22 protein-coding genes and 1 riboswitch are annotated in these 25,992 nt (G+C 35.3%); of the genes, 14 read left to right on the top strand and 8 right to left on the bottom strand.

The window, feature by feature from the left end:
• Positions 1–9: 9 nt before the first annotated feature.
• Positions 10–2,337 carry a Tex family protein gene (locus A6A10_RS06070; RefSeq protein ID WP_121120961.1) on the bottom strand — a complete coding sequence of 776 codons (2,328 nt, stop codon included), beginning with the start codon at positions 2,335–2,337 and terminating at the stop codon, positions 10–12.
• Positions 2,338–2,598: 261 nt separating this feature from the next.
• Here A6A10_RS06070 and A6A10_RS06065 point away from each other — a divergent pair, with 261 nt between their 5' ends.
• Complete coding sequence (locus A6A10_RS06065) at positions 2,599–2,985, top strand: DoxX family protein (RefSeq protein ID WP_121120963.1); 387 nt, start codon at positions 2,599–2,601, stop codon at positions 2,983–2,985.
• A gap of 62 nt (positions 2,986–3,047) precedes the next feature.
• On the opposite strand, the gene A6A10_RS06060 is transcribed toward A6A10_RS06065, so the two are convergent.
• The gene (locus tag A6A10_RS06060; RefSeq protein ID WP_121120965.1) at positions 3,048–3,965 is read right to left on the bottom strand and encodes a DMT family transporter; all 918 of its coding nucleotides are present in this window, start codon (positions 3,963–3,965) and stop codon (positions 3,048–3,050) included.
• Positions 3,966–4,019: 54 nt separating this feature from the next.
• Here A6A10_RS06060 and A6A10_RS06055 point away from each other — a divergent pair, with 54 nt between their 5' ends.
• Complete coding sequence (locus A6A10_RS06055) at positions 4,020–5,213, top strand: BaiN/RdsA family NAD(P)/FAD-dependent oxidoreductase (RefSeq protein ID WP_121120967.1); 1,194 nt, start codon at positions 4,020–4,022, stop codon at positions 5,211–5,213.
• A gap of 85 nt (positions 5,214–5,298) precedes the next feature.
• On the opposite strand, the gene A6A10_RS06050 is transcribed toward A6A10_RS06055, so the two are convergent.
• The 5 genes from A6A10_RS06050 to A6A10_RS06030 form a co-directional block, all read right to left on the bottom strand.
• Positions 5,299–8,091, bottom strand: a complete 2,793-nt coding sequence (locus A6A10_RS06050; protein ID WP_121120969.1) for a lactoferrin/transferrin family TonB-dependent receptor — start codon at positions 8,089–8,091, stop codon at positions 5,299–5,301.
• 14 nt (positions 8,092–8,105) lie between these two features.
• Positions 8,106–9,812 (bottom strand): transferrin-binding protein-like solute binding protein, encoded by a 1,707-nt coding sequence (locus tag A6A10_RS06045; RefSeq protein ID WP_121120971.1) that lies wholly within the window; start codon positions 9,810–9,812, stop codon positions 8,106–8,108.
• A gap of 292 nt (positions 9,813–10,104) precedes the next feature.
• Positions 10,105–10,515 (bottom strand): ExbD/TolR family protein, encoded by a 411-nt coding sequence (locus A6A10_RS06040; RefSeq protein ID WP_121120972.1) that lies wholly within the window; start codon positions 10,513–10,515, stop codon positions 10,105–10,107.
• A 2-nt stretch (positions 10,516–10,517) separates the two neighbouring features.
• On the bottom strand, positions 10,518–11,186 hold the full coding sequence (locus A6A10_RS06035; protein WP_121120974.1) for a MotA/TolQ/ExbB proton channel family protein: 669 nt from the start codon (positions 11,184–11,186) through the stop codon (positions 10,518–10,520).
• A gap of 20 nt (positions 11,187–11,206) precedes the next feature.
• Complete coding sequence (locus A6A10_RS06030) at positions 11,207–11,980, bottom strand: energy transducer TonB (protein ID WP_121120976.1); 774 nt, start codon at positions 11,978–11,980, stop codon at positions 11,207–11,209.
• 268 nt (positions 11,981–12,248) lie between these two features.
• On the opposite strand from A6A10_RS06030, the gene recN reads away from it, so the two are divergent.
• From recN to rlmC, 5 genes are all read left to right on the top strand, one after another.
• Positions 12,249–13,928 (top strand): DNA repair protein RecN, encoded by a 1,680-nt coding sequence (gene recN, locus A6A10_RS06025; RefSeq protein ID WP_121120978.1) that lies wholly within the window; start codon positions 12,249–12,251, stop codon positions 13,926–13,928.
• Positions 13,929–13,976: 48 nt separating this feature from the next.
• On the top strand, positions 13,977–14,657 hold the full coding sequence (mutH, locus tag A6A10_RS06020; protein WP_121120980.1) for a DNA mismatch repair endonuclease MutH: 681 nt from the start codon (positions 13,977–13,979) through the stop codon (positions 14,655–14,657).
• 98 nt (positions 14,658–14,755) lie between these two features.
• On the top strand, positions 14,756–15,484 hold the full coding sequence (locus tag A6A10_RS06015) for a TerC family protein (protein WP_121120982.1): 729 nt from the start codon (positions 14,756–14,758) through the stop codon (positions 15,482–15,484).
• An 83-nt stretch (positions 15,485–15,567) separates the two neighbouring features.
• Positions 15,568–16,605, top strand: a complete 1,038-nt coding sequence (nagZ, locus tag A6A10_RS06010) for a beta-N-acetylhexosaminidase (RefSeq protein WP_121120984.1) — start codon at positions 15,568–15,570, stop codon at positions 16,603–16,605.
• A complete protein-coding gene (rlmC, locus tag A6A10_RS06005) occupies positions 16,598–17,779 on the top strand; it encodes a 23S rRNA (uracil(747)-C(5))-methyltransferase RlmC (RefSeq protein ID WP_121120986.1) in 1,182 nt (393 codons plus the stop codon). Before nagZ ends, rlmC begins: the two co-directional genes overlap by 8 nt.
• Positions 17,780–17,887: 108 nt before the next feature.
• Here rlmC and lysC read toward each other — a convergent pair whose 3' ends face one another.
• Positions 17,888–19,240: a lysine-sensitive aspartokinase 3 gene (gene lysC, locus A6A10_RS06000; protein WP_121120988.1), complete on the bottom strand. Its 1,353-nt coding sequence runs from the start codon at positions 19,238–19,240 to the stop codon at positions 17,888–17,890.
• 94 nt (positions 19,241–19,334) lie between these two features.
• Positions 19,335–19,548: riboswitch (Lysine riboswitch) on the bottom strand.
• A gap of 251 nt (positions 19,549–19,799) precedes the next feature.
• Here lysC and rng point away from each other — a divergent pair.
• The 7 genes from rng (at position 19,800) to rapZ (ending at position 25,988) form a co-directional block, all read left to right on the top strand.
• Positions 19,800–21,275 carry a ribonuclease G gene (gene rng, locus A6A10_RS05995; protein WP_121120991.1) on the top strand — a complete coding sequence of 492 codons (1,476 nt, stop codon included), beginning with the start codon at positions 19,800–19,802 and terminating at the stop codon, positions 21,273–21,275.
• 146 nt (positions 21,276–21,421) lie between these two features.
• Complete coding sequence (locus A6A10_RS05990) at positions 21,422–22,462, top strand: extracellular solute-binding protein (RefSeq protein ID WP_121120993.1); 1,041 nt, start codon at positions 21,422–21,424, stop codon at positions 22,460–22,462.
• A 189-nt stretch (positions 22,463–22,651) separates the two neighbouring features.
• The gene (lptC, locus tag A6A10_RS05985; protein ID WP_121120995.1) at positions 22,652–23,254 is read left to right on the top strand and encodes an LPS export ABC transporter periplasmic protein LptC; all 603 of its coding nucleotides are present in this window, start codon (positions 22,652–22,654) and stop codon (positions 23,252–23,254) included.
• Between the two features lie 13 nt (positions 23,255–23,267).
• Positions 23,268–23,777, top strand: a complete 510-nt coding sequence (gene lptA / locus A6A10_RS05980) for a lipopolysaccharide transport periplasmic protein LptA (protein ID WP_121120997.1) — start codon at positions 23,268–23,270, stop codon at positions 23,775–23,777.
• 9 nt (positions 23,778–23,786) lie between these two features.
• Positions 23,787–24,512, top strand: coding sequence for an LPS export ABC transporter ATP-binding protein (gene lptB, locus A6A10_RS05975; protein ID WP_121120999.1), 726 nt, complete (start codon positions 23,787–23,789; stop codon positions 24,510–24,512).
• A gap of 59 nt (positions 24,513–24,571) precedes the next feature.
• A complete protein-coding gene (locus A6A10_RS05970) occupies positions 24,572–25,129 on the top strand; it encodes a PTS sugar transporter subunit IIA (protein WP_121121001.1) in 558 nt (185 codons plus the stop codon).
• Position 25,130: 1 nt separating this feature from the next.
• Positions 25,131–25,988 (top strand): RNase adapter RapZ, encoded by an 858-nt coding sequence (rapZ, locus tag A6A10_RS05965; protein ID WP_121121003.1) that lies wholly within the window; start codon positions 25,131–25,133, stop codon positions 25,986–25,988.
• Positions 25,989–25,992: the final 4 nt, after the last annotated feature.

Raw genomic sequence — 25,992 nt, 5'->3', positions numbered from 1 at the left:
AGTAACGGATTATTTTTTCCAGCCTTTTAATGCATCGGCAAAGGCATTATTGCTAAAACTATTTCCAGAATGATTACGATCTTGTCGTGACAAGCGGTCAGATCTTTCAACTTTTTTACGATTTTGATTTTGTTCATTCTGGTTTTTTTCAACGGGTTTATCGTCTAAACGCATTGTCAATCCAATACGTTTACGTGGAATATCGACTTCTAGCACTTTGACTTTTACCACATCGCCTGTTTTGACTACTTTATGCGGATCATCTACGAAACTATTGGATAACATTGAAATATGCACCAATCCATCTTGATGAACACCAATATCCACGAATGCACCGAAGTTGGTCACGTTAGTAATAGTCCCTTCTAAAATCATTCCAGATTTGAGATCTTTGATATCCTCAACGCCATCCATAAAGGTGGCGGTTTTAAATTCGCCACGCGGATCTCGTCCCGGTTTTTCTAATTCTTTGAAAATATCATTCACTGTTGGCAAGCCGAATTGTTCATCAACAAATTGTTTCGCATCAAGGCTATGAATTTTTGTCGCATTACCCATTAAATCTTGTAGGGTAGATGCAGTCGCTTGAAGAATTTTTTCAACAACCGGATACGCTTCAGGGTGAACACTTGAGGCATCTAATGGATTTTTACCGTCAATAATTCGCATAAAGCCCGCACATTGTTCAAAGGCTTTTGGTCCAAGTCGAGACACTTTTTTCAATTCAGCACGAGTGGAAAAGCGACCATTTTCATCACGATAAGCGACAATATTTTGTGCCAATGTTTTTGTCATCCCTGCAACACGAGCCAGTAATGGAGCAGAGGCTGTATTCAAGTTTACCCCAACGGCATTTACACAGTCTTCAACCACCGCATCAAGCTTGCGTGCTAATTGCGTTTGATTGACATCGTGTTGATATTGCCCAACGCCAATCGCTTTAGGTTCAATTTTTACTAATTCCGCGAGGGGATCTTGTAAGCGACGAGCGATAGAAACCGCACCACGTAAAGACACATCTAAATCTGGAAACTCATTGGCTGCCAATTCGGAGGCGGAATAAACCGATGCTCCCGCCTCACTGACTACAACGGTCTGGGGCTTCCAATCACTCACTTGTTTAATAATGTCTTTCGCAAAGCGTTCCGTTTCACGAGAGGCTGTGCCATTACCAATCGCGATTAAATCAACGTTATATTTTTTACCTAAGCTGTAAAGGATTTGTCCTGCTTTGATTGGATCGTTAGTGTGAGGGTAAATTGTTGCGGTATCTAATAATTTCCCGGTATTATCCACTACGGCAACTTTTACCCCAGTGCGTAAACCAGGGTCTAAGCCTATTGTATTTCTAGCGCCTGCTGGGGCTGCCATAAGTAGAGCAGATAAGTTACGAGCAAATACATCAATGGCTTCATCTTCTGCTTTTTCGCGTAATGCACCCATTAACTCTGTTTCAAGGTGGAGAGAGGCTTTGATTTTCCACGTCCAAGCGATCACTTGAGATCGCCATTGATCAGCAGGTTGTTGGCGGAGTTGTACACCTAAATGCTCACGAATAATTTCTTCACAATAACTAGAACGGCTACCTTCTTCCGCATCAGGATCGGCATTGAGGCTTAAGGATAAAATCCCCTCGTTTCTGCCTCTAAACATTGCTAATGCACGGTGAGACGGGACATTTTTTAATAATTCGGTATGAGCGAAATAATCGCTAAATTTCACACCTTCGGCTTTTTTACCTTCAATCACTTTGGATTCAAGGGTTGCATTAGCGGTCAGATACTGACGTAATTTTGCAAGTAATTCTGCATCTTCCGCAAAACGTTCCATTAAGATATATCTTGCACCATCAAGGGCTGATTTTGTATCAGCAATACCTTTATCGGCATCAATATAATTTTCTGCAACGGATTCTGGTACTTGGCTTGGATCTTGCCATAAACTATCGGCTAGTGGTTCTAGCCCTGCCTCAATCGCAATTTGCCCACGAGTACGACGTTTCGGTTTGTATGGAAGATAAAGATCTTCTAATTCTGTTTTACTTTCCGTTTGTTCAATTTTGGCACGAAGATCATCAGTCAATTTCCCTTGTTCCTCAATGGATTTGAGAATGGTTTGGCGACGATCATTGAGTTCACGCAAGTAAATTAAACGTGTTTCAAAATGACGGAGTTGAGTATCATCTAATCCGCCTGTCACTTCTTTACGATAACGTGCAATAAAGGGGATTGTATTGCCTTCATCAAGTAAGGTAATAGCAGCAAAAATTTGTTCGGATTTGACAGAGAGTTCAGTCGCAATGATTTGACTAATTTGTTGGGTAAGCGTATTTGTCATTTGTCTTCCTTGAAGAAAAGGTCAATAAACAGAAAAGGTTTCCAGTGATGGCGTAATATTATCATGAAATTTATAGGAGTTTTACATTAGGTATTATTGATATAATTGATTATTTTCTAATAGTAAATTATATTTTTCTATTTTTTATCTTTTTCTTATATTAGTAGATTGTTATCATGTACACAGTTATCGGTTGGTAACTCACTTTAATATTAATAAGTAGAGTATTACATTAAATTTTATATTAAGAAGGAAACTTAAATGAACTCATTAGATAAATTCACTCCATATGCACTTGCGGCGTTAAGACTTGTTACTGCGTATCTTTTCTTTACTCATGGTACTGATAAAGTATTCGGCGTACCGCATTTATTTGGTGCACAACCATTAGATTCTCTATTTGGTATTGCAGGTATTATGGAAGTGATTGGTGGAGCATTAATGATTTTAGGCTTATTTACCCGTCCAGTTGCATTCATCTTATCTGGTCAAATGGCTGTAGCTTATTTCCATGTTCATGCAACAGCTGATACTTTCTTGTTCCCTATTTTAAACCAAGGTGAACCACCAGTATTATACACATTCATCTTCTTACTTATCGTGTTTGCTGGTCCAGGTGCTTGGGCATTAGATAACAGAAAAAAATAAGAATTGATTAATTTAGTAATTCTAAATATTGACCATCTTACTGTAAAGTAAGATGGTTTTTTTCATCTGTTTCTAGAGAAATAAGGGAAAAGCTGTAGAGCGATACTTGCTCCTACAATAACTACAATGGCAGAAATAACTTGCGTAAGTGAAATAGTTTCGCCAAGTAGAAAATAAGCGATAACCGCTGTTGATATTGGCAGAATCAATTCTAAAACTTGATAAGTTACAATCCCTTGTTTTTGAATGACACTGAAGGTTAGCACCATCCCCGTTCCTATGCCATATAATCCAACCAAAATTAAACTAAATAATAGCCAAGTAGGAATTGTTGTCAGTTGTCCAATATTACCTGATTGTTGGCTGAAAATTAGGCTCATAATCCCAGCTGTCAGTGAAGTAAAACAACTTAAAACAAAGGTATTCAATTTATTGTTTGAAAATTTCACAATTAGATTTTGAATATTTCGAATGGTAATAGAAAGTAGCAAGAAAAAAGCCCCAAGAAAAAACGAATCGCCAATGGCAATGGTATTTCCCGACCAAATAAAACTGAGCGATCCTGCTAATGTCAGTATGCATCCAATCCAGAATTGCTTACTTTTTAATTTTTCTCGCTCATCTTGGAATACGACACCTGCAAATAAAATCCCAAAAGGCATAGAAATTACCCCAAATATTGCAGCAGTAATGGCATTTGTTGTCGCTACGCCTTTCAGATAAAAATACATATTGGCAGTCATCATAATTCCCACAGATAAGGCTAATGTCAGTAATTTAGGTGTGGTCAGGATCTGTTTAAATTGTTGTCGATATTTGAATAAGACAAAAATCAATAGGGCAATACCGCCCACAGTGAAACGTACGCCATTATTATTTAGGGCATCAAGATGTATGCTGAAATAGCGTAATAGCACAATATTTAAACCAATGGCAAAAATATAAAATAGGTTAATTGTAAAGGGATTCAGATTTTTCATAAGAAAAAAGATAAAATGATGAGATGGCTAATTTTAGCTAAAAAAGGATGAAAAATGAAACAGTATGATGTGGTAGTTATTGGCGCTGGTGCGGCAGGATTATTTTGTGCAGCACAGTTGGGACAGAATGGAAAATCGGTCGCAGTATTAGACAATGGTAAAAAGATTGGTCGAAAAATTTTAATGTCTGGCGGCGGTTTTTGTAATTTTACTAATTTAGAGGTTACGCCGAATCACTATCTTAGCCAAAATCCTCATTTTGTGAAATCAGCACTATCACGTTATACCCAATGGGATTTTATTTCGTTGGTGGCAAGTCATGGGATTAGTTATCATGAAAAAGAGTTGGGGCAATTGTTTTGTGATGAAAGCTCGCAACAAATTGTTGATTTGTTACAAGCGGAATGTGAGAAAGGCAAAGTTGATATTCAGCTGAGACAAGCGGTGACTTCCGTCGAAAAAATTACAAATTTATTCCATATTCAGACCGCTTATGAGAGTTATCAAACAGAAAATCTGGTGATTGCAACGGGAGGACTTTCAATGGCTGGGTTAGGAGCTAGTCCGTTCGGGTATAAGATTGCGGAGCAGTTTGGCTTACCAATCGTACCCGTTCGAGCCAGTTTAGTACCGTTCACTTGGAAAGAGAGCGATAAACCTTTCGCCTCACTTTCTGGGATTGCATTACCTGTTCGAGTAACGAGCCAAAATCAAAGTTTCTATAATCAAATGTTGTTTACGCACAGAGGATTATCTGGCCCTGCTATTTTACAAATCTCAAATTATTGGGAAATGGGGAATACGGTCGAAATTGATTTATTACCCGCAGAATCAATCTTATCCATTTTAGACGATCTTCGCCAATCTTCACCAAAATTGATGCTAAAAACCGTATTAAGTCGCTATCTTCCTAAAAAATTAGTCGATCTATGGTTTGAGCAGAAACAACTGAAAGATAAGATTATTGCAGAGTTAAGTAAATCAGAACTGAATTTTCTTGAGCAATTTATCCACCATTGGCATTTCTTACCGAATGGTACAGAAGGGTATCGCACCGCAGAAGTCACAATGGGCGGAGTCGATACGCATTATATTTCTTCCAAAACAATGGAAGTTAATAATGTAAAAGGGTTGTATTTTATTGGCGAAGTACTGGACGTAACCGGTTGGCTTGGTGGCTATAATTTCCAGTGGGCTTGGTCATCTGCTTTTGCTTGTGCAACGGGGATTCTAGCAACTAAAAAATAGAAACATTGCCAAAGAATTCATTGCAATTTATATGAAATAAATGGTTGTTAATAAAGAGTATTAACAACCATTTCGATTTAAATGATTAGAATTTTAATTCTAATGAAAGGGTATAATTTCTACCTGGAGCTGCATAACGAGAATAATTTGTCACACCTTTTTGGGAATGTTGTGAGTTCACTGAAGATTGGCGAACAGATTCCCAAGTTACGTAGCGAGTATTAAATAGATTATAAATCCCCGCTCTTAATGTTAAGAAATCCTTCACATTATAGTATCCAACTAAATCGTATATTCTCCAATGTCTAGTCCGTTTTTTCGTTGCATTTGATTCATAGTTTGCTCCCTCATATTGAGCAGTACCAAGGAGTTCTGCATTACTTTTCCCTTTTGAATAAGTCATAACAGCATTAGCTCCCCAGGTACCTTCTGGGTCATCATAACCTAGCCCAATAACGTAGCGAGAAGGCTGTAATGAATCAAGTAGCGGGCTTTGAATAAAAGTTAAAGATGAGCGAGTTTTCACTTTTTTGGGTTTTATTCGATTATATGCAAGTGATGTATAAAGACCCTCTGGAATTTCATCATATACACCATTCCAATCAATTTTACCAATCAAGTTAATGCCTGAAATCGTAATGTCTTGCGCATTATGGTAACCATAATCAAATTCTGACGGATTTTGAGATTCTTTGGTTTTTGCAAGAATAATCATATCTTTATAGGTATTATAAAAATAGCTAGTTTCTAACGTACCAAAATTCCCTCTAAAATTGATACCAATTTCCTGATTAAAAGCTTTTTCTGGAGAGAGTTTACTCACATATTGTTTATCTAGAGATGAATTACGATATCCAAATTGTTCATAGAAACTTGGTACTCTAAATCCGGTAGATGCTCTATAGGAAAGAGACATGTATTGGGTAGGTTTTGCAACAAGACCAATATTCCAAGAGGTTGTTTTATATGTTCCCGTTCCTGTCCATTTATCGTCAGATTTCATTTTGTGATAATCGTAACGCAGTCCTCCACCTACTTCAAAATACTTGCCTAAAGATACATGATCACGTAATGCTAAAAAGTAATTAGAGCCATCTATATTACGAGTAGTACAGTTGTAAATATTATCTACGCAATGATCCAAGGTTACTAAAGAGGCTTTACCTTTTGAATAACGATATGGTGAATTGAAGGTTCCTTTTCCATCGATAAATTCTCTGTTATATACAACATTTTCTTCAAAATAATCCCTAATTTTTAGAGAAGAAGAGAAGTGATCTAATCCAGTAAGTAAATTGATACGATGAGTTGTAAATCCTAATTTAGTTTCCTTATCTAAATTAAGTTTTACTAATTTATGATCTTCCTCATAAATATTTCTTTCTGACTGGTAATAAGAAAATGGTTTATCTAAACTCACTCGACAGTTTTTATCGACAGTTGGATATTCTGAACAATGATTGAGGTGGAAGAAATTATCTATCTCAATTTTTTGATTATCAAAGGTTAATTCAGCATGATCAATAGGACTATCTTTAGCTTCATTGTTATAACGATATAAGATACCTTTGCGGACTTTGGTGTGCTCTTCATCGATAAATCTAGCCCTTGCCCAGCGGACACCTATATGACTATTAGATCTATTATCAGGTCTAATGAATACTCCATCAAGAAAGTTATTACCACTATATGTACCTTTACTACTAATCTGATTAGCTGCTTGGTTATCAAGTTCTTCATCCAATATATATTTAGGAACAGACATATCTTGAATATCATATTTTTGTTTAGTATGTTCAAAAATAGCCCCTAAATAATGCTTTGAAGTAAATTGATAGCCTAATCTAGCCAACCATGAGTCGGTACTATAATCCATAGGATTAGGCTTTATACGATCTTTACCTGTATATTCATTACCATTAACTACTTCTGTTTTATGTTTATGAGCAAGGTAATCAGCTTCTTCTTCAGGAGAATAATTTGGGATAGTTCTTCGAGTTGGTAGAGTCGGTCTAGTAATTACAGACAATTGTTTTGGATCACATTGGCTTGGCGAATTACACTCCCCATCAATAATAAACCAACCATTTGTTGATTTTGTATTAGGTATAACACTACTTAGGTTGTATTCACTTATATGACCACTTACTCTTTCTGTTGTATGGTTATAATTGCCTGCATCTTTATGTACTTGTAACTCTTTACCAGAACGATGTGTGTAAATAATCATTGCATCAATGCCATTAGATTCACCAGCAAAAGCAAGAGAATTTGTCAATTGATGATTTTTGCCACTGTATGCATTTTTAGTTTGAAGTCCCCAAGATTTACCGGATTTAATGATATCTTTTGCTTCTTTTGTTGTAAAAGCGACCGCTCCACCAAGAGAGCCACTACCATATTCAGCAGAACTTGCTCCTTTACTTATTTCAACTGAGCGGATGTTTTCGTATTCTATTTCATTGATTGCGCCACTACCTCCAGAAGATTCGGCGCCGATCCAATTTTTTTGAATTTTATAAGCTTGGATTTGTGGAAGTCCATCTACTAATAAGGCAACACGGTTTTGATCAACACCTCGGATAGAATAACCACTAGATGCTCCCCTGCCTTGTTCAACAACAGAAATACCAGGATCATAGCGAGTTAGATCTCTAATATTTAATATTTGTTCTTTACTTAGTACATCACTATTTTTGACTAATTTACCTAGTCCTGTTATTTCATTATCTTTACGTTGAGCTTTCTTTTTGGAGCCCGTCACAGTAACGGAGTTTAATTGTGTTGTATCTGCTGTTTCTGCGATTGCATGCCCAATATATAAACAAGAAAATAAAGCAATACTAATGATATTAAGATTAAAAACAGTATTTTTCATTTCTATATTCCTTTTTAGTTACCAGATTGTTGACGTGTAGCACCAAAAACAACACCTATTTTTGTATTATCTTTGTTGTAATAGAAATGACCACCTAATTCATTAGCATTTGGACCGAAAAAACCGCCATTAACTGAAACATCCTTAAAATTAATTGTATTCCCACCAAGTTCACTCCCATTATCTACATTGTATTCATCAAATGTAGAAGCAAGTCCTGTAAATCCATTCTTGTTGATGTTGCCTATTAGGTTGAATGCTTTAATGTTGCCTTTATTATCAATCTCATCGTAAAGAATTCCTGAAAGTTGTTTATCTGCAAAATTTACATTAAATTCGGATAAGTTACCTTCTAACCTGTTCCAATTAACTCCATTTACGCTACCATTTCCATCCCATTTGCCTTTGTAAACTACAAGTCCTTCTGGTTGAGATTGCATATCTTTTAAAGATGTTCTTTCTCCTTGAAAATAAAGCCAATATTTATTTTCTTTTTTATCTGTCATACTCCCAAATTTCAAATTCACTAATCCTGATTCCAATATGGATCTTTTACTTCCATTAGTTAGCTCAATTTCCGGATTAAGTGGATATTCAACACCATCAATAACAATGTTGGATATTTCTCCAAATGTATATTGATTTTCATAACCATGGTTATTTGTTATGTCAATTACAACTGTATCTAATTTTTGTTCTATTTCTTCGTTATTTTTTACATCTCTTTTGGCTCCAAAAACTGCAAATAAAGATCCATTATCAGTTAAGAATTTTCCTGCTAATTCTTCAGCGTTTGGACCATAAAATCCTCCCTCTAGAAAATTAGATGAGTCACCAAAATAGAGATCCTCTTTATTTGTTGCTGTAGCTGAACCAGAAAAACGATTTCCTGATATTTTAGCTCGTATAGAGTATCGATTAATTTTTTCTGATTTGTTAGATTGAATAGGAGGAGAATTTTTATATAGTTCGCCTGTGAGATTTTTATTAGAAAAATCGACTTCAAATTCACTTGTATGGCCAATATCTCCTCTAGTTATATCGCTATTCGTACTTTCATCAGTGGATGTTGCTCCATAATCAGTACCAGCTGCTTCACTATCAAAAGAGCCTTGTTCTCTTTGAGTATTGATATCTGTAACAAAATCCCAATTCCCTTTATAAGATATTTTTCCTTGAGTTATTGGTATAGATTGAGATGGTTCATTACCCCTAAAATAGATGTATCCTTTCGGACCAGTTTCATAAATATTGCTACTCCAATCTAATTTTCTGTACTCATCGTTTAAAACATATCCAAATTTAATGTGGTCATATTGTTCTCTTTTCTGATTCTTTTTACCATTGGGATTATGAGTATAAATAGCATATCCAGCCTCTTGAATTATTTCATCTAAGTGTGGTATATCCATATCAGGATTCATAAGAGGTTTAATATTATTAGAGCTTAAAGTAATATCTCCAGTATTTTCAGTTCCATTAGGATGTCTATTTCTTATTGGTGTTGATATTTCATATCCAAAAGCAGGTTTCATTATTCCTTCAGCTTGTTCTACTCTTTCTCTTGGTTTTACCTCAACATCTTTAAGTACATTAGCATTTTTATTTGATTCTGAAGGATGAATTACATCATCAACTTCAAAATTTCCTCGAATACCGCTACAAGCGATAATCGTTGATGAAATAAATAGGGCTAAACTAGTTTTTACTAGGTGATTCATAAATATTCCTTTTCTAAGGTTGTGAAATAATTAGAATATTTTAATACTAAAGATAATGATTATCAATTGTATTTAGTTGAATTTAAAGTAAAAAATATTAACCTTATGTTTAAAGGTTGTAACATTATTTGAATAGCTATAAACGGAAGGAAGATATTATAGGAATGATATAGAATATTAGTTATAAAAAGAAAAACCGAAAACTTTCTAGTCATTTTATGAGAATGGCAGATAAGAATTTCGGTTTAAGTTGAGCATATAAAAAGTGGTTCTAAATATATAGATTTTGGAATTACTTGGCGCTTTCAGTAACAAATCCAATTTTTTTCAACCCAGCTTGTTGGGCTAATTCTAAAACTTTAACAACATGACGATATTCTACGGCAACATCTGCAGAAATAGCAATGACAGTATCTTTATCTTCTTCAAATTGATGAGTTAATTGCGATTTTAATTGTTGTTCATCAACTATTTGCTCACCAATGTATGTTCCAGATTGATTAATTGCAATTCTCATTACCTTTTTCGGCTCCGATTGCTTTTCAATGCTTGATGTTGGCAATTCAAGAGGGATTGATTGAGTTAGAACAGGCATGGTAATCATAAAAACAATCAATAATACTAACATTACATCTACTAAGGGAGTAACATTGATATCAGAAACAACATTTTCTGATTTATTATCAAATGAGCCAAAAGACATAATTATTCTCCCTCTCTATTAAGTAGATAGACATATAAATCATGAGCAAAAGCATCTAGATCTTGAGATAAGTTCCGATTTAAGCGAGAAATCGCGTTATAAGCTAAGACAGCTGGAATCGCTACAAATAGCCCCATTGCTGTTGCAACCAATGCTTCTCCAATTGGGGCAGATACTGTAGCAATACTTACTTGTCCCTGTTGGCTAATATCCATTAAAGCATTAAAAATGCCCCAAACTGTACCGAATAATCCAATAAATGGCGCAACAGCTCCAATGGATGCTAATGCTACTAATCCTGTATCAAATTTACGTAAAGATAAACTAATCGCATTACGAATATTTAAGGTTAAATAATCTTTAAGTGAAAGTTGTGCTGTTAAGCCAGACAGTTTCTCTTGTTTATCATAATATCGATTATAGGTGGGTAATACATTTCTCAAAATTTCTGCAATAACCGATTTATCATTTTTTATGTAACTTTCTGCATCACTAATATTTTTTGATGACCAAAATGCATTTAATGTGGCTAGATTACGATGTTTAACATTAACTATTTTCAGTAATCTTATTATAATAATGCTCCAAGAGATTACACTCATGATGACTAAAATAGAAAATGAGATAGTCAAAATGATGTCTTGATGCTCAAAAATTTCAAGTAAATTCATATAAAAAGCCTCTTAAAAAGTTATGCGGCGTTTCCGCATTTAAAGTTAATACTAAATTCTACTTTGCCCACAACTGCTTTACCATTTGCCTTTGCTGGACTATAGGTATGTGATGATGCCATTCTTTTTGCTTGATTATCTAATCGCTTTATTCCTGATGATGAAAGAATGTCAACATTAGTTGCTTTACCACTTTCGTTAATCGTAACGCCTAATTTTACACTACCTTGATCATCTGCTTCATCTGAAATATCTGAGCATCTTCCTATCATTGCTTTACCATAACCTGCTCCTAATGCTGCATTAGTATTACTATTTCCTTGAGTAGAGGAGCTTCCCTCTCTACCATTAGCATTCCCCACAGGTAAGTTAGATTTAGTGTTTTCAACATTACTACTTTTTTTCTTTACCATTTGCTGTTTTGGTGCTTGTTTTGGGGGTTTAGGTTTTGGCTGTTTTTTTTCGACTATCTTAGGTTTGGGTTTTGGAGTCTCTACTTTTTTAGGTGGAGGGGCGTCCTTTTTGGGTTCCTCTTTAACTAAATCAGCAGGTTCTTTTACTTCTTGAGTTATTATTTCTTCTTTAGGTGGAGTTATTTCAGGTTTAGTATCTGGTTCTATCATTTCCTCTTGAGGTTGAGGCTCAACACCTAAATTTACTTCTACCATTTGTAAATTACCTAGTTCTTCAAATTGTATAAAATCAAAATTCATACGAGACATACTCCATCCAAGAAGAATATGTAAAAGAGAAACAATAGCAATTATAGACAAAGTATTCAGTTTACTTTTCATAGCCTCTCCTTTGTTAGCAAATACGGGTTGATACATAAATAAAGGGAGACATTCTTATTTGGCAAGAATTAGCGAAAACAAAGTTTAGAGACATGAGTATCCAATAAATATTCTAAATGTAAATAACAATGATTATCATACGTATATTTTACAAAAATTTGTTATTTTGTAAATAACGTATAGCATTTTTTAGTATGTAAGTATATTTACTGTTTAAAAATACAGTGGTACTATGTGTCTATACAGTTATTTGTATGGGTTTTATTTTATGCTAACACAACTTACGATTAATAATTTTGCGATTGTGCGTCATTTATCTCTTGAGCTAAACGAGGGAATGTCTGTCATTACAGGGGAAACTGGTGCGGGTAAATCCATCGGGATTGATGCACTTGGGCTATGTTTAGGTTACCGTTCGGAAAGTAGTATGATCCGCAACGGTGCAGATAAAGCAGATATTTCTGCGACTTTTACAATGCAGCCGAATAGTCCCGCTTATTTATGGCTAAAAGAGCAAGAGTTGTTAGATGAAGATAATCCTTACGAATGTATTTTACGTCGAATGATTAATGTTGAAGGGCGTTCCAAAGCCTTTGTCAATAATCGTCCTTTACCTGTTTCTCAACTCAGAGAGTTAGGGCAGTATCTCATTCATCTTAATGGACAGCACGCTCCACAATTATTGCTAAAAAATGATTACCAATTAGAGTTAGTTGATAATTATGCAAATCTGCATGGGTTGCAATCTCAAATGGCAGAAAAATATTCTGCGTGGAAGAAATTGCATAAGCAGGTTAAAAATTTCCGTCAGCAATGTGAGGAAAACGAATCAAAAAAACAGTTACTGCAATATCAAGTTGAAGAATTAAATGAGTTTGCGATTAAAGAAGGCGAGTTTGAGCAACTTGAAGAGGATCAATCTCGTTTAGCTAATTCAGAACAATTAACAGAGCTTTCCCAATCTGTGCTAAATCAGCTTTCAGATAATGATTTGAATGTGGATAGCATGCTTTATCGGGCTATTCGAGATTTAGAAACCTTAGTCAATATTGATGAACAATATCAACCTGCTTTGGAAATGTTAAACGAGGCGTTAATTCAAGTGCAAGAGGCGAGTTCTGAAGTCAGTCATCTGGCGGATAATATTGAGCAAAACCCTGAATTGTTAAATGAATTAGATAGCCGAATTAGTAAGGCGATTCAATTAGCGCGAAAACACCAAGTATCAGTAAATACGTTATGGAAACACCATCAAGCTCTTCAACAAGAATTAGAGGGGTTATTATCTTTTGAGGAAAATGAAGAGCAACTTATTGAAGATGAAAAACAAGCGTATCAAAACTGTGTGGCAATAGCCGAACAAATTTATCAAAAAAGGGTAGAGGCAAGTCAAAAATTATCGGCACAGGTAACAGAACAAATTAAGCAATTAGCCATGGAAAACGGCGAGTTCTTTATTGATGTTCAGCATAATTTAGCTAAGTTATCGGCAAATGGAGCGGATACTGTCGAATTTAATTTACGCAGTAATTTAGGGCAACAATCTCAACCTCTCGCTAAGATAGCATCGGGCGGGGAACTATCTCGAATTTCCCTTGCTGTCCAAGTTTTAACAGCGAATAAATTATCGACGCCAACCATTATTTTTGATGAAGTGGATGTGGGAATCAGTGGACCAACTGCAACGGTAGTTGGGAGGTTATTACGTCAGCTAGGTAACAAATGCCAAGTATTGTGTGTTACGCATTTACCACAAGTCGCAAGCCATGGGCATCATCATTTTAATGTACAAAAATATGTCGAAAATGAACAAACTGAAACAAAAATGAGTTTGCTCAAGCGTAAAGAGAGAATCACAGCTTTAGCCCTATTACTTGGTGGAAGTAAAATTACCGATGCCGTTTTAGCCAATGCAGAGGAAATGCTTGATTTGGCAGAAAGTGAGTAGTTAGCTACAATATTGCATAACGACGTCACATTCATTTTTTAAGGTATTATGCAATTAGCAACATTCTCAAAAACCGAACAAGAATTACTAGAAAAAGCCCAATGGTTAGCGGGCTTTACACTTGGTGAGATTGCAGAATATTTAAATGTACCAGTACCACCTGATTTACGTCGTGACAAAGGCTGGGTCGGTATGTTGATTGAAGTCGCTTTAGGAGCAAAAGCGGGCAGTAAAGCTGAGCAAGATTTTGCCCATTTAGGGATTGAGCTAAAAACAATTCCAATCAACGAGAAAGGTGTACCTTTAGAAACTACGTTCGTCAGTCTTGCCCCCTTAACGCAAAATCACGGCGTAACTTGGCAAACTTCTCACGTTCGACATAAATTGTCGAAAGTACTATGGGTACCTGTTGAGGGCAAAAGGGATATTCCTCTTGCTCTACGTAAAATTGGGATGCCTGTGTTGTGGAAACCCTCTTTAGCGGAAGAACAACAGTTACAGCAAGACTGGGAAGAGTTAATGGAATTAATCGTTTTTGGCCGATTAAATGAGATCAATGCAACATTAGGCGAAGTGTTGCAATTACGTCCCAAAGGTAAGAATAGTAAAGCATTAACCAATGCTGTAAATCATCAAGGTGAAAAAATACAGTCATTACCACTAGGATTTTATTTGCGTAAACAATTTACTACACAAATTTTACAAAATTTTTTGGCTTCCCATCTTTAATTTATTACAGTCTCTCTATATTATGTAGCGTTTCAATTGTTACCTGCTAGAACGCTAGTTGTAATGAATTTGTATTTTTATTTAAAGGATGTATTTTTATGTTTGAGTGGATAGCAAATCCAGAGGCATGGGTTGCGCTTTTAACCTTAACAACACTTGAAATTGTGTTAGGTATTGATAACATTATTTTGATTAGTATTCTTGTTTCTCGATTACCAGAAAAACAACGCCAATCGGCCCGTATTCTTGGGTTAGGCTTGGCAATGATAACTAGAATCCTATTATTACTTTCACTTGCTTGGATTATGCGGTTGGTTGAGCCATTATTTACGATTATGGATACGCCAATTTCTGGGCGAGATTTAATCCTCATTTTAGGGGGATTCTTCTTGATCGTGAAAAGTAGTAAGGAATTAAAAGAATCAGTCAGTGGAGCAGAACATCGAGAGAATGGATTAGTAAAACAAAAAGCAGGTTATGCTGTGACCTTAATTGAAATTGCATTATTAGATATTGTATTTTCACTCGATTCTGTGATTACCGCAGTGGGTATTGCTAACGATATACCTGTAATGATTTTAGCTATTATGATTGCTGTTGGAATGATGATGCTAGCAGCTAAGCCTATTGGTGATTTCGTGGACAGAAACCCAACTATTAAAAATTTAGCTTTAGCCTTCTTGGTTATGATTGGAATTACTTTGATCGCAGAAGGATTTATGTTCCATATTCCAAAATCAGCGATCTATGTTGCGATGGTTTTCTCGGTTATCGTCGAATTATTAAATATTAGAATGCGAAAAAACCAAGCAAAGCACAGCGGATAATAGAAACAAGCAAAATGAGTTAAATCATTGTAAAATGCTCTTATATGCCTAAATATGAGAGCATTTTTATTTGGAGAACAGTCATGCTATTGATGGATTTAGTTGGAAAAGAACTCACGATAGAAGAACAAGAATTATTAGAGCATCCTTTCGTGTCAGGATTGATTTTGTTTACTCGCAATTTTTATGATAGAGAACAAATTCAAGCGTTAGTGAAGTCAATTAGACAGCGAGTTAAAAAGCCACTACTGATCACCATCGATCAAGAAGGGGGAAGAGTACAACGCTTTCGTGAGGGATTTACCCAACTCCCTGCAATGCAATCTTTCCAACAGCTTATTCAAGATCCAGAAATTCAGCAGAAGTATGCTCATGAGGCAGGATGGTTAATGGCGGCTGAAATGTTTGCCCTTGATATTGATTTAAGCTTTGCCCCTGTACTTGATTTAGGGCATCAATCTAAAGCTATTGGCGATCGTTCTTTTGGGAAAAATATCGAACAAATATTACCCATTGCGGAATCCTTTATAGATGGCATGCAAGAAATGGGTATGGCAACAACGGGTAAACATTTTCCTGGGCATGGGCATGTTATTGCTGATTCACACTTAGAAACGCCGATTGATGAACGAAGTAAAGACGCGATTTTTTCGCAAGATATTCAGCCTTTTAAACAACTTATTGCGAAAAATAAATTAGATGCCATTATGCCTGCTCATGTAATTTATACCCAATGTGATGCTCAACCTGCTAGTGGTTCAAGCTATTGGTTGAAAGAGATATTAAGAAAACAATTACAGTTTAATGGCGTGATTTTCTCCGATGATTTAGGCATGAAAGGGGCTGGTTTTATGGGGGATTATGTCGAACGAAGCCAAAAAGCATTAGCGGCGGGCTGTGATTTATTATTATTGTGTAATGAACCAGAGGGCGTTGTGCAAGTATTAGATAACTTAAATTATCAAACTACACCAGAACAGAAAATCATTCACCAAAAATTGATGAAACGTAAGCAGATTCGTTGGCAAGATCTTGTTGTCACAGAGCGATGGAAAAAAGCCCATCAGCAATTAGAAGCCTTACAAAATGATTGGTTAGAGTGGAAAGCAAATCATGCTTAATCGTTTACAATGTTCGCATTTTGAACAACATAAATGCCTTTCTTGCCAATGGATTGAGAAAGATTATGACGTTCAAATCGAAGAAAAATATGCTGAACTTAAGCGGTTAGTTTCGCCATTTATTTTACCAAAAACAGAAATATTGCCTGCAATTAAGTCAGAATTGGCTCAATTCAGAAATAAAGCAAAAATGGTCGTATCGGGCAGTGTAGAACGTCCGATACTGGGGATTTTGTCTGATCCCAATGATCCACAAAGTGCGGTCGATTTAACGGATTGTTCCCTTTATCCAGTGAGCTTTGCGCTGTTATTTCCGATTTTAAAACAATTTATCGGCAGGGCAGGGCTTGTACCTTACAACGTAGCGAAAAAACGAGGTGAGCTGAAATATATCCTCATTACTCAAAGTGAATATAATCAATCCTTAATGATTCGATTTGTGCTAAAAAGTGAAACGAAACGACCGCTTGTTGAACGAGAATTTCCCGCTTTTTATGCTCAACTTCCGCCTAATTCTGTGGTAACACTTAATATTCAGCCACAACATTCAGCGATTTTAGAAGGCGAAAAAGAGATTTTTCTTACCGAGCAAAAAGTGATCGAGGAATATTTTAATGGCATCCCACTTTTTATCCGTCCACAAGGTTTTTTCCAGACGAATCCTAAAGTCGCCAGTCAGCTTTATGCCATGGCTCAGTCTTGGGTTTCTAATCTAAAAATTAATCATCTTTGGGATCTGTTTTGTGGGGTTGGCGGTTTTGGTTTACATTGTGCCACAGCATTACAGCAGAAAAATCCTAATGTAACGCTAACAGGGATCGAAATTTCCCCTTCAGCTATTGCCAGTGCGACAAAATCCGCAGAAAAATTGGGATTACGAAATGTGCAGTTTTCATCGCTAGATTCCGCCCAATTTGCCTTAAATTCACAAGGGACACAACCTGATCTTGTGATCGTAAATCCTCCTCGTCGAGGGATTGGTAAACAATTAGCAGAATATCTTAATCAATTAGGATCTGATTATCTTATCTATTCAAGTTGTAATGCTAAAACTATGGCAAAAGATCTTGAATCTTTAACCCAGTATCAACTTGAAAAAATACAGTTGTTTGATATGTTTCCACATACCGCACATTATGAAGCTTTGGTATTTCTTTCAAAAGAGTATTCTTAATATTTTGAGATCATATTTAGTTTATATAAAGTTCAGTAGCAATACTTTTTTATTGGAGTATTGATAATAATGGGGGAGTAATAATTATCCCCCATTTTTTATTCTCATTTACTCAAATAATTCTGAATGAAGTGACTTGATAATCGTATTAGCATTTTCATTATGCACTAAAGTACATACATTATTGCTACTTGCGCCACAGCTAATTAAACGAATATTGTGATCTGAAAGAGTATTAAATAGCTTTTTCGCAATTCCCGATTGTGAGTGTAGGTTATTACCAATGATTGCAATGAGTGCTAAATCTTCTTCGACTTTAACATGTGAACATTGTCTCAATTCACTTAACAGATCTTCAGATAATATATCTGCTCCAGAAGATGCTGATCCTGTTTTATCTAATGTCAATGCAATACTGACTTCCGATGTGGTAATCACATCTACTGATATTTTATATTTGGCTAGAATAGAAAATACATTAGCTAAAAAACCTTGTGCGTGTAACATATTTAGATTCGATAATGTAAGTAAAATCTGATTACGGCGTAGTGCTAAAGCTCGGAATGTCGGGCGAGGTTGGGGATCTCTTGTTACCCATGTTCCACCTTGTTCTGGTGCTTTACTTGATCCCACATAAACAGGGATATTGCTGCGAACCGCTGGAAGCAATGTTGCAGGATGGAGGACTTTGGCGCCAAATGTTGCCATTTCAGCTGCTTCATTAAAGCTAATAGTTTCAATGCGTTGTGCATTGGGTACGATTCTTGGATCGGTCGTATAAATTCCAGGTACATCAGTCCAAATGAGTACATCATCTGCATGTAATACCTCAGCAAGTAGGGCGGCAGAATAATCACTTCCACCACGACCTAACGTTGTTGTTTTTCCTTCCTCATCTCGACCGATAAATCCTTGCGTAATAATAATTTTGCCTTCTTCAATTAACGGTTTAAGCAGATTATCTGATTGTTGTTGAGTCAATTCATCATTTGGTCTAGCCTTTCCAAAATGACTATCTGTTGCAATAATTTCTCTAATATCAACCCATTGAGCAGGAAAGTTTTTTTCAATTAACAACTGAGTGAAAATTAAGGTGGACATCATTTCACCATGACTAATTAACTCATCAGTGAGAGCCAATGATGTTGCAAGGCTGGCTGACATTGCCAATGCTTCAATCTGATCAAGTAATTCTTCAATCTGGGAAGTAACAGCATCAGGATTTTGTAATTGATTAATAATATTAAATTGGATAGTTTTCAGCGCAGAGAGAATTTCAGCTCTTTTATCATGTGAACAACCATTAGCTAGTTCTACTAAGTAATTAGTTACACCAGCAGATGCTGATAAGATAACAACTCGAGTATTTGGGTCATTAACAACAATATTGGCACAAGCAGACATTGCTTCATAATTAGCAACACTGGTACCACCAAATTTTGCAACAGAGAGATGAGACATAAGGCATTTTCCTATATTATTTAAATTATGTTTGCAGATATTTTGAGGGTGGAAATGGAATAGAAAAAATGTTGGTGAGTACATTGGGTAAAAGTTATTTCAGAGCACTCCATTTAAAACTATTGTTTCTAAAACCACTGTTTTTTAAACCACTGTTTCAAACGACAGCTGGCAAGATTCAACCTACTCAGCCGATGTTAAATTCCTATCTAGTGAATCCACACCTCGGCAATCATTCCCATGGCTTATCCTCAAACGGCCTAGTTTCCTAAGATAAGTTACCTGAATGTTGCGCCTCTCCCGCTATGATTTTTATAAATCATGACTTTTTTGCTAATCGCAAAAACGTATATAGAAATAACTTTTTCTTATGATAATGTCAAATTAAATTTATCGCATATTTTAACTATTTGAGTAATTTACTAGTTTATAGGCGGTTTATATTTAAATTTTTATCAATACACTATTTTATTGCTTATTCTTTGATTCAGATTATTGCATGTAATAATTTTTTTAAGTTTAATGTCGATACTATTGATAATCAGGATAAGAATATCTAATGAATTGCGCAGAATTATTAGTTAATGTGACGCCAAGCGAAACGAGAGTCGCTCTAGTTGAGAACGGTGTATTGAAAGAAGTCCATATAGAGAGAGAAACTAAAAGGGGTATTGTTGGTAATATTTACAAAGGAAAAATTACACGAGTTTTACCAGGAATGCAGTCCGCTTTTGTTGATATAGGATTAGATAAAGCAGCTTTTTTGCATGCTTCCGATATTGTTTCACACACCGAGTGTGTGGGGGAAAATGAGAAAAAGCAGTTTGTTGTTAAAAATATCAGTGAATTAGTCAGAGAAGGGCAAGATATTGTTGTACAAGTTGTCAAAGATCCATTAGGTACTAAAGGAGCTAGGTTGACAACCGATATTACTCTACCATCACGTTATTTAGTCTTTATGCCAGAAAATAGTCACGTTGGTGTATCTCAGCGTATTGAAAGTGAATCTGAACGTGAACGTCTAAAATCGTTAGTTGAACCTTATTGTGATGAATTAGGTGGTTTTATTGTTCGAACAGCAGCAGAGGATGTAACTGAAGAAAGCTTAGAACAAGATGCTGCTTTTTTGAAACGATTGTGGCGAAAGGTTTTAGAGCGTAAAGCGAAATATGTAACAAAAAGTATGTTATACGGTGAATTAGCCTTAGCACAGCGAGTATTGCGTGATTTTGTTGGAACGCATATTCAATCTATTCAAATTGATTCAAAGATAACTTATGAACAAGTTAAGGAGTTTCTTACGGAATTTATGCCTGAATTATCCGAAAATGTAAATTTATATAGTGGTACACAGCCATTATTTGATGTTTACCGTGTAGAAGAAGGCATTCAAAAAGCATTGGATAAACGTGTTGATTTAAAATCAGGCGGTTATTTGATTATTGAACAGACAGAAGCCATGACAACTATAGATATTAATACAGGGGCTTTTGTTGGTCATCGAGATTTAGCGCATACTATTTTTAATACCAATATCGAAGCAACTAAGGCAATTGCTCATCAACTTCAGCTCAGAAATCTTGGCGGTATCATTATTATTGATTTTATCGATATGCAAGAGGAAGAACACAGACAACGTGTTTTAGAATCATTAGAGCAAGCGCTAAAAGGAGATAGAGTTAAAACAAATGTGAATGGCTTTACTCAACTTGGATTAGTTGAAATGACTCGTAAACGAACAAGAGAGAGTTTAGAACGAATATTGTGTTGTGACTGTTCTTCTTGTAAAGGTCGAGGAACGATTAAAACTGTTGAAACAGTTTGTTATGAAATTTTGCGGGAAATTGTAAGAGTACATCACTTATATCGGACAGAGAGATATGTGGTTTATGCTTCTCGAAGTGTTGGTGAATATTTAATTAACGAAGAGTCTCACGCATTACTTGCAGAGTTAGAGGTATTTTTAGGTAAAAAAGTCGAGATAAAGATAGAACCTTACTATCATCAAGATCAATTTGATGTAGTTGTCATGTGATTTTGCCTAAAATTTAGGCGGGTATTATATAAAAGGCTTGCAAAATATAGGGGGGCAATTAGAATGCCCCCCTACCTGTATAGTGATATAGGTAAACTTTTGGAGCAATCCAACCGCTTTTTTACTCATTCTGGGAGAAAACTTAAATGAAAAAATGGGCTGTGGCTTTAACATCAGGTATGGTTATGCTAAGTGCAAATGCAATGGCAGAGGAAGATACCGTACATTTATATACTTGGACTGAATATGTACCAGAAGGATTACTGGACAAATTTACCGAAGAAACTGGTATTAAAGTTGAAGTTTCAAGTCTTGAATCAAATGAGACAATGTATGCTAAATTAAAGATTCAAGGCAAAGATGGTGGTTATGATGTTATTGCGCCAAGTAACTATTTCGTGTCTAAAATGGGACGTGAAGGAATGTTATTAGAGCTAGATCATAGCAAATTACCCGTAATTAAGGATCTTAATCCTGATTGGTTGGATCAAGCGTATGACAAAGGTAATAAATATTCATTGCCTCAGTTATTAGGTGCACCAGGTATTGCATTTAATACAGATGACTATCAAGGTAGCAATTTCACTTCTTGGAGTGATTTATGGAAACCTGAATTTAAAGATAGTGTCCAATTATTAGATGATGCTCGTGAAGTATTTAATATTGCACTTTTAAAATTAGGTCAAGATCCGAATACTCAAGATCCAGAGGTGATTAAAGCTGCGTATGAAGAGTTACTAAAATTGCGTCCAAATGTGCTTGCATTTAGTTCTGATAACCCTGCAAACTCATTCATTTCTGGTGAAGTAAGCGTAGGACAATTATGGAATGGTTCTGTACGTATTGCGAAAAAAGAACAAGCACCCGTAGATATGGTTTTTCCGAAAGAAGGACCAGTCCTTTGGGTTGATACATTAGCAATTCCGGCTAACGCAAAAAATCCAGATGGTGCACATAAGTTAATTAATTACCTTTTAAGTGCGCCTGTTGCAGAGAAGTTAACGTTAGCAATTGGTTACCCAACATCAAATATGAAAGCTTTAGATGTTTTACCTAAAGAAATTACTGAAGATCCTGCGATTTATCCGCCTTCAGAAGTGCTAAAAACAAGTCATTGGCAAGATGATGTAGGCGAGGCAATTGAGCTTTATGAAAAATATTATCAAGAGCTAAAAGCAGCACAATAATTTATCTAATATCTTTTAGGTTTATACATAAAAACCTTAGATTTTTATCTAAGGTTTTTTTATTACGTAATAAATTTATTTAAAATGATAATGTCTAAAGATATAGGAATTATTCCTTATGCTTAGTGCCTATGGTTGCTATAAAAAAATATGCTATAATCGGAAGGTACTCAATTCAGTAGAGATAATATGAATAAACGGTTAAATATAATATTACTCTTGGTTGTTGCTGTGTTGGCTGGATGGTATTTTAGTCAACAAGATGATCAGCGGCCTCAGTTAGCTCAACTTGTTAAAAGAGAAGGTGAACCAGAGTATACTGGTAATAAGATAGATACTATAGTATATGATCTAAAAGGTAAACCACAGTATTTTGCTGAGGCACAAGAGGTTAAACATTACGAAACAACAGAGAGAACAGAATTTTTTAAGCCTTTGCTGAATCTTTTTAACTCTGAATCTTCATTAAAAGATTGGAAAGTTACTGCTGATTATGCGGAAATAACAAAAGAAAAAATCTTAAATCTGAAAGGAAATGTGAAGATAGAGAGTTTAAATGAGGATACCCGTTTGAATTACATTGAAAGCGAGATTCTAACAGTTGATTTATCAAATTATGATGTGTATACAGATAGTATAGTTACCTCAAAAGGTATGGGATTTATCACTAGTGGTAAAGGATTGAAAGGTAATCTAAGAAGTCAGGTAGCAACATTATTGGAAAATGTTGAGACTCGTATTGAACCCACAGTAATTCAGTCTGAATCTGATTCTCGAAATATTCAAAATTAACAAAGGATATTGAATGAAATTTCTAATAAAGCCATTATTTATGGCGACTTTTATTGGTATCAGTTTAAACTCTTATGCCTTAAAAGGAGATACTGATCAACCAATTAATATTACATCGGGAAGCCAATCCTTAGATTTGGAAAGTAATACTGTTATTTTTTCCGATAACGTATTAATTACTCAAGGTTCAATTAAAATTAATGCAGCGAAAGTCACAATTATTCGTAAAGAAGGTCAACGAGAAAAGATTGAAGCGATAGGCTCTCCTGCAAAATTTGAGCAAACCATGGATGATGGAAAACCAGCTAACGGACAAGCTAATCAGATTAATTATGACTTAGGGAGTGAGTTTTTAATTTTAACGGGTAATGCTGAATTAAAGCAGTTAGATAGTTCTATTAAAGCAAATAAAATTACTTATGATGTTAAAAAGCAACAACTTAAGGCAACAAGTGGAAATAAATCTCGGGTTACAACTATATTGATTCCAACTCAACTACAAAATACGAAGAATAAAAAATAGGTAGAGAATATGCCAGTTCTTTATGCAGAACATTTAGCGAAAAGTTATAAAAGTCGTCAGGTTGTTAAAGATGTGAGTTTAAACGTAGAATCGGGCGAAATAGTCGGATTACTTGGTCCAAATGGTGCAGGGAAAACCACAACATTTTATATGGTAGTTGGTCTTGTACGTCATGATCAGGGTCAGATACGTATTGATGATAGTGATATTAGTTTATTGCCTATGCACGATCGAGCTAAGCAAGGTATCGGATATTTACCACAGGAAGCATCAATTTTTAGACGTTTGAGCGTATATGAGAATTTAATGGCTGTACTACAAGTTAGAAAGGATTTAACTAATCAGCAACGTAAATTAAGAGCTGATGAGTTAATCACAGAGTTCCATATTGAGCATATCCGTAATAATTTGGGACAATCTCTTTCGGGGGGGGAGCGTCGAAGAGTTGAAATTGCACGTGCTTTAGCGGCGAATCCAAAATTTATCTTATTAGATGAGCCTTTTGCGGGTGTTGATCCAATTTCTGTTATTGATATCAAGAAAATTATTGTTAATTTAAAGGAAAGAGGACTTGGTGTTTTAATTACTGATCATAATGTTCGTGAGACCTTGGATGTTTGTGAAAGAGCTTATATCGTGGGTAGTGGACAAATGATTGCAAGCGGTTCTCCGAGTGAAATCTTGAATAATCCAGATGTAAAACGTGTTTACTTAGGTGAGCAATTTAAACTCTAATTTGATAAGCGGTTAGATTGTCAGTTTATTTTACAAATTTAATCGTTTGGTGGTGTAGTATGAAATTAACTGAATTTCTTTCTCCTGAGCGCATTTATCCTGCAGTAGCTCTTTCAAGTAAAAAACGTGTATTAGAATTTATTGCTAAAGTTGTTGCAGATTCTTTCAATCATATGGTTGATTTTGAAAAAGAGGAAGAATTAGCTTCTTCTTCAGAATGTTTCAATTATTTAGTTAAAAGAGAAAAATTAGGTTCTACTGCAATCAATAATGGTGTTGCTATTCCACATGCAAGATTACCCCTTGATTATGCTACGATTGACAAGCCCATTGCAATTTTTGTGCAATTAGAAAATCCAATTGATTATGATTCTAATGATCATAAAAATGTTGATTTAGTTTATGCAATCCTTTTCCCTGAATCTTGTTGTACAGAATATAAAGATTATTTATCGAAAGTTGCACAACGTCTTTCGGATAAGAATATATTAAAACACCTTCGAGCATCGACTTCATCGGAAGATATTTGGCAGGTTTTATCCTATTCTGATCAGCATACTCAAGAAGATGAGATGGATAGTCAATTAGAAAATAATAGTACAGAGGAAATAAGTTGATATGGAGTTGATCATTATTAGTGGCCGTTCTGGTGCGGGTAAATCTGTCGCATTACGAGCATTAGAGGATATAGGTTATTATTGTGTTGATAATATTCCACTTACTTTGTTGCCAGAGCTAGCCAATTTCCTATTCCAATCAGATCGTTCAACTGTTGTAAGTTTAGATATTAGAAATTTACCCGAGAATAAACAAGCTTTAGATGATCTATTTTCTAAATTACCTGCAGAAATTAAAATAAAACTCATATTTTTAGAGTGTGGGCGAAAAACATTAATTAGACGTTATAGTGACTCCCGACGTTTACATCCCTTATCTACCAATAATCTATCCCTCGAAAGTGCAATTGATTTAGAAGAAAAACTTCTTGAACCTATTCTCCATCAAGCGAATTGTGTGATTGATACTACTTATCTCTCATCGCATGAATTGGCTGAAAAATTAAGAGAATTATTAAGGGGTAATGCGGCTAAAGAATTAAAAATTGTGATTGAATCCTTTGGATTTAAATATGGATTACCATCTGATGCAGATTATGTTTTTGATGTCAGATTTTTACCTAATCCACATTGGAATCCAGAACTGCGCCCAATGACAGGGTTAGAGCAGCCTGTTATTGATTTCTTAGAGCGTCAGACAGAAGTACATAATTTTATTTATCATACACGTAATTACTTAGAAATGTGGCTTCCATCTCTTGAGAATAACAATCGAAGTTATTTGACTATTGCAATTGGTTGTACGGGTGGAAAACATCGTTCAGTATTTATTGCAGAGCAACTAGCGAATTATTTTAAAAGTCGAGATAAAGATGTACAAGTTCGTCATCGCAGTTTAGAAAAACATTATAAGAAGTAATAAA

It is taken from the genome of Otariodibacter oris, from assembly GCF_009684715.1.
GTDB classification, from domain to species: Bacteria; Pseudomonadota; Gammaproteobacteria; order Enterobacterales; family Pasteurellaceae; genus Otariodibacter; species Otariodibacter oris.
The sequence above is the reverse complement of the archived record's forward strand: the minus strand, read 5'-3'. Positions and strand labels throughout refer to the sequence as shown.

Bases quoted from the DNA above. Each gene is read 5' to 3' on its own strand.
- A6A10_RS06040 (WP_121120972.1), bottom strand. From the start codon at position 10,515: ATGTCTTTTGGCTCATTTGATAATAAATCAGAAAATGTTGTTTCTGAT.
- A6A10_RS06050 (WP_121120969.1), bottom strand. From the start codon at position 8,091: ATGAAAAATACTGTTTTTAATCTTAATATCATTAGTATTGCTTTATTT.
- A6A10_RS06030 (WP_121120976.1), bottom strand. From the start codon at position 11,980: ATGAAAAGTAAACTGAATACTTTGTCTATAATTGCTATTGTTTCTCTT.
- lysC (WP_121120988.1), bottom strand. From the start codon at position 19,240: ATGTCTCATCTCTCTGTTGCAAAATTTGGTGGTACCAGTGTTGCTAAT.
- recN (WP_121120978.1), top strand. From the start codon at position 12,249: ATGCTAACACAACTTACGATTAATAATTTTGCGATTGTGCGTCATTTA.
- rng (WP_121120991.1), top strand. From the start codon at position 19,800: ATGAATTGCGCAGAATTATTAGTTAATGTGACGCCAAGCGAAACGAGA.
- A6A10_RS06065 (WP_121120963.1), top strand. From the start codon at position 2,599: ATGAACTCATTAGATAAATTCACTCCATATGCACTTGCGGCGTTAAGA.
- A6A10_RS06035 (WP_121120974.1), bottom strand. From the start codon at position 11,186: ATGAATTTACTTGAAATTTTTGAGCATCAAGACATCATTTTGACTATC.
- mutH (WP_121120980.1), top strand. From the start codon at position 13,977: ATGCAATTAGCAACATTCTCAAAAACCGAACAAGAATTACTAGAAAAA.
- A6A10_RS06055 (WP_121120967.1), top strand. From the start codon at position 4,020: ATGAAACAGTATGATGTGGTAGTTATTGGCGCTGGTGCGGCAGGATTA.
- A6A10_RS05990 (WP_121120993.1), top strand. From the start codon at position 21,422: ATGAAAAAATGGGCTGTGGCTTTAACATCAGGTATGGTTATGCTAAGT.
- lptB (WP_121120999.1), top strand. From the start codon at position 23,787: ATGCCAGTTCTTTATGCAGAACATTTAGCGAAAAGTTATAAAAGTCGT.
- lptA (WP_121120997.1), top strand. From the start codon at position 23,268: ATGAAATTTCTAATAAAGCCATTATTTATGGCGACTTTTATTGGTATC.
- A6A10_RS06045 (WP_121120971.1), bottom strand. From the start codon at position 9,812: ATGAATCACCTAGTAAAAACTAGTTTAGCCCTATTTATTTCATCAACG.
- A6A10_RS06070 (WP_121120961.1), bottom strand. From the start codon at position 2,337: ATGACAAATACGCTTACCCAACAAATTAGTCAAATCATTGCGACTGAA.
- rapZ (WP_121121003.1), top strand. From the start codon at position 25,131: ATGGAGTTGATCATTATTAGTGGCCGTTCTGGTGCGGGTAAATCTGTC.
- rlmC (WP_121120986.1), top strand. From the start codon at position 16,598: ATGCTTAATCGTTTACAATGTTCGCATTTTGAACAACATAAATGCCTT.
- nagZ (WP_121120984.1), top strand. From the start codon at position 15,568: ATGCTATTGATGGATTTAGTTGGAAAAGAACTCACGATAGAAGAACAA.
- A6A10_RS05970 (WP_121121001.1), top strand. From the start codon at position 24,572: ATGAAATTAACTGAATTTCTTTCTCCTGAGCGCATTTATCCTGCAGTA.
- lptC (WP_121120995.1), top strand. From the start codon at position 22,652: ATGAATAAACGGTTAAATATAATATTACTCTTGGTTGTTGCTGTGTTG.
- A6A10_RS06060 (WP_121120965.1), bottom strand. From the start codon at position 3,965: ATGAAAAATCTGAATCCCTTTACAATTAACCTATTTTATATTTTTGCC.
- A6A10_RS06015 (WP_121120982.1), top strand. From the start codon at position 14,756: ATGTTTGAGTGGATAGCAAATCCAGAGGCATGGGTTGCGCTTTTAACC.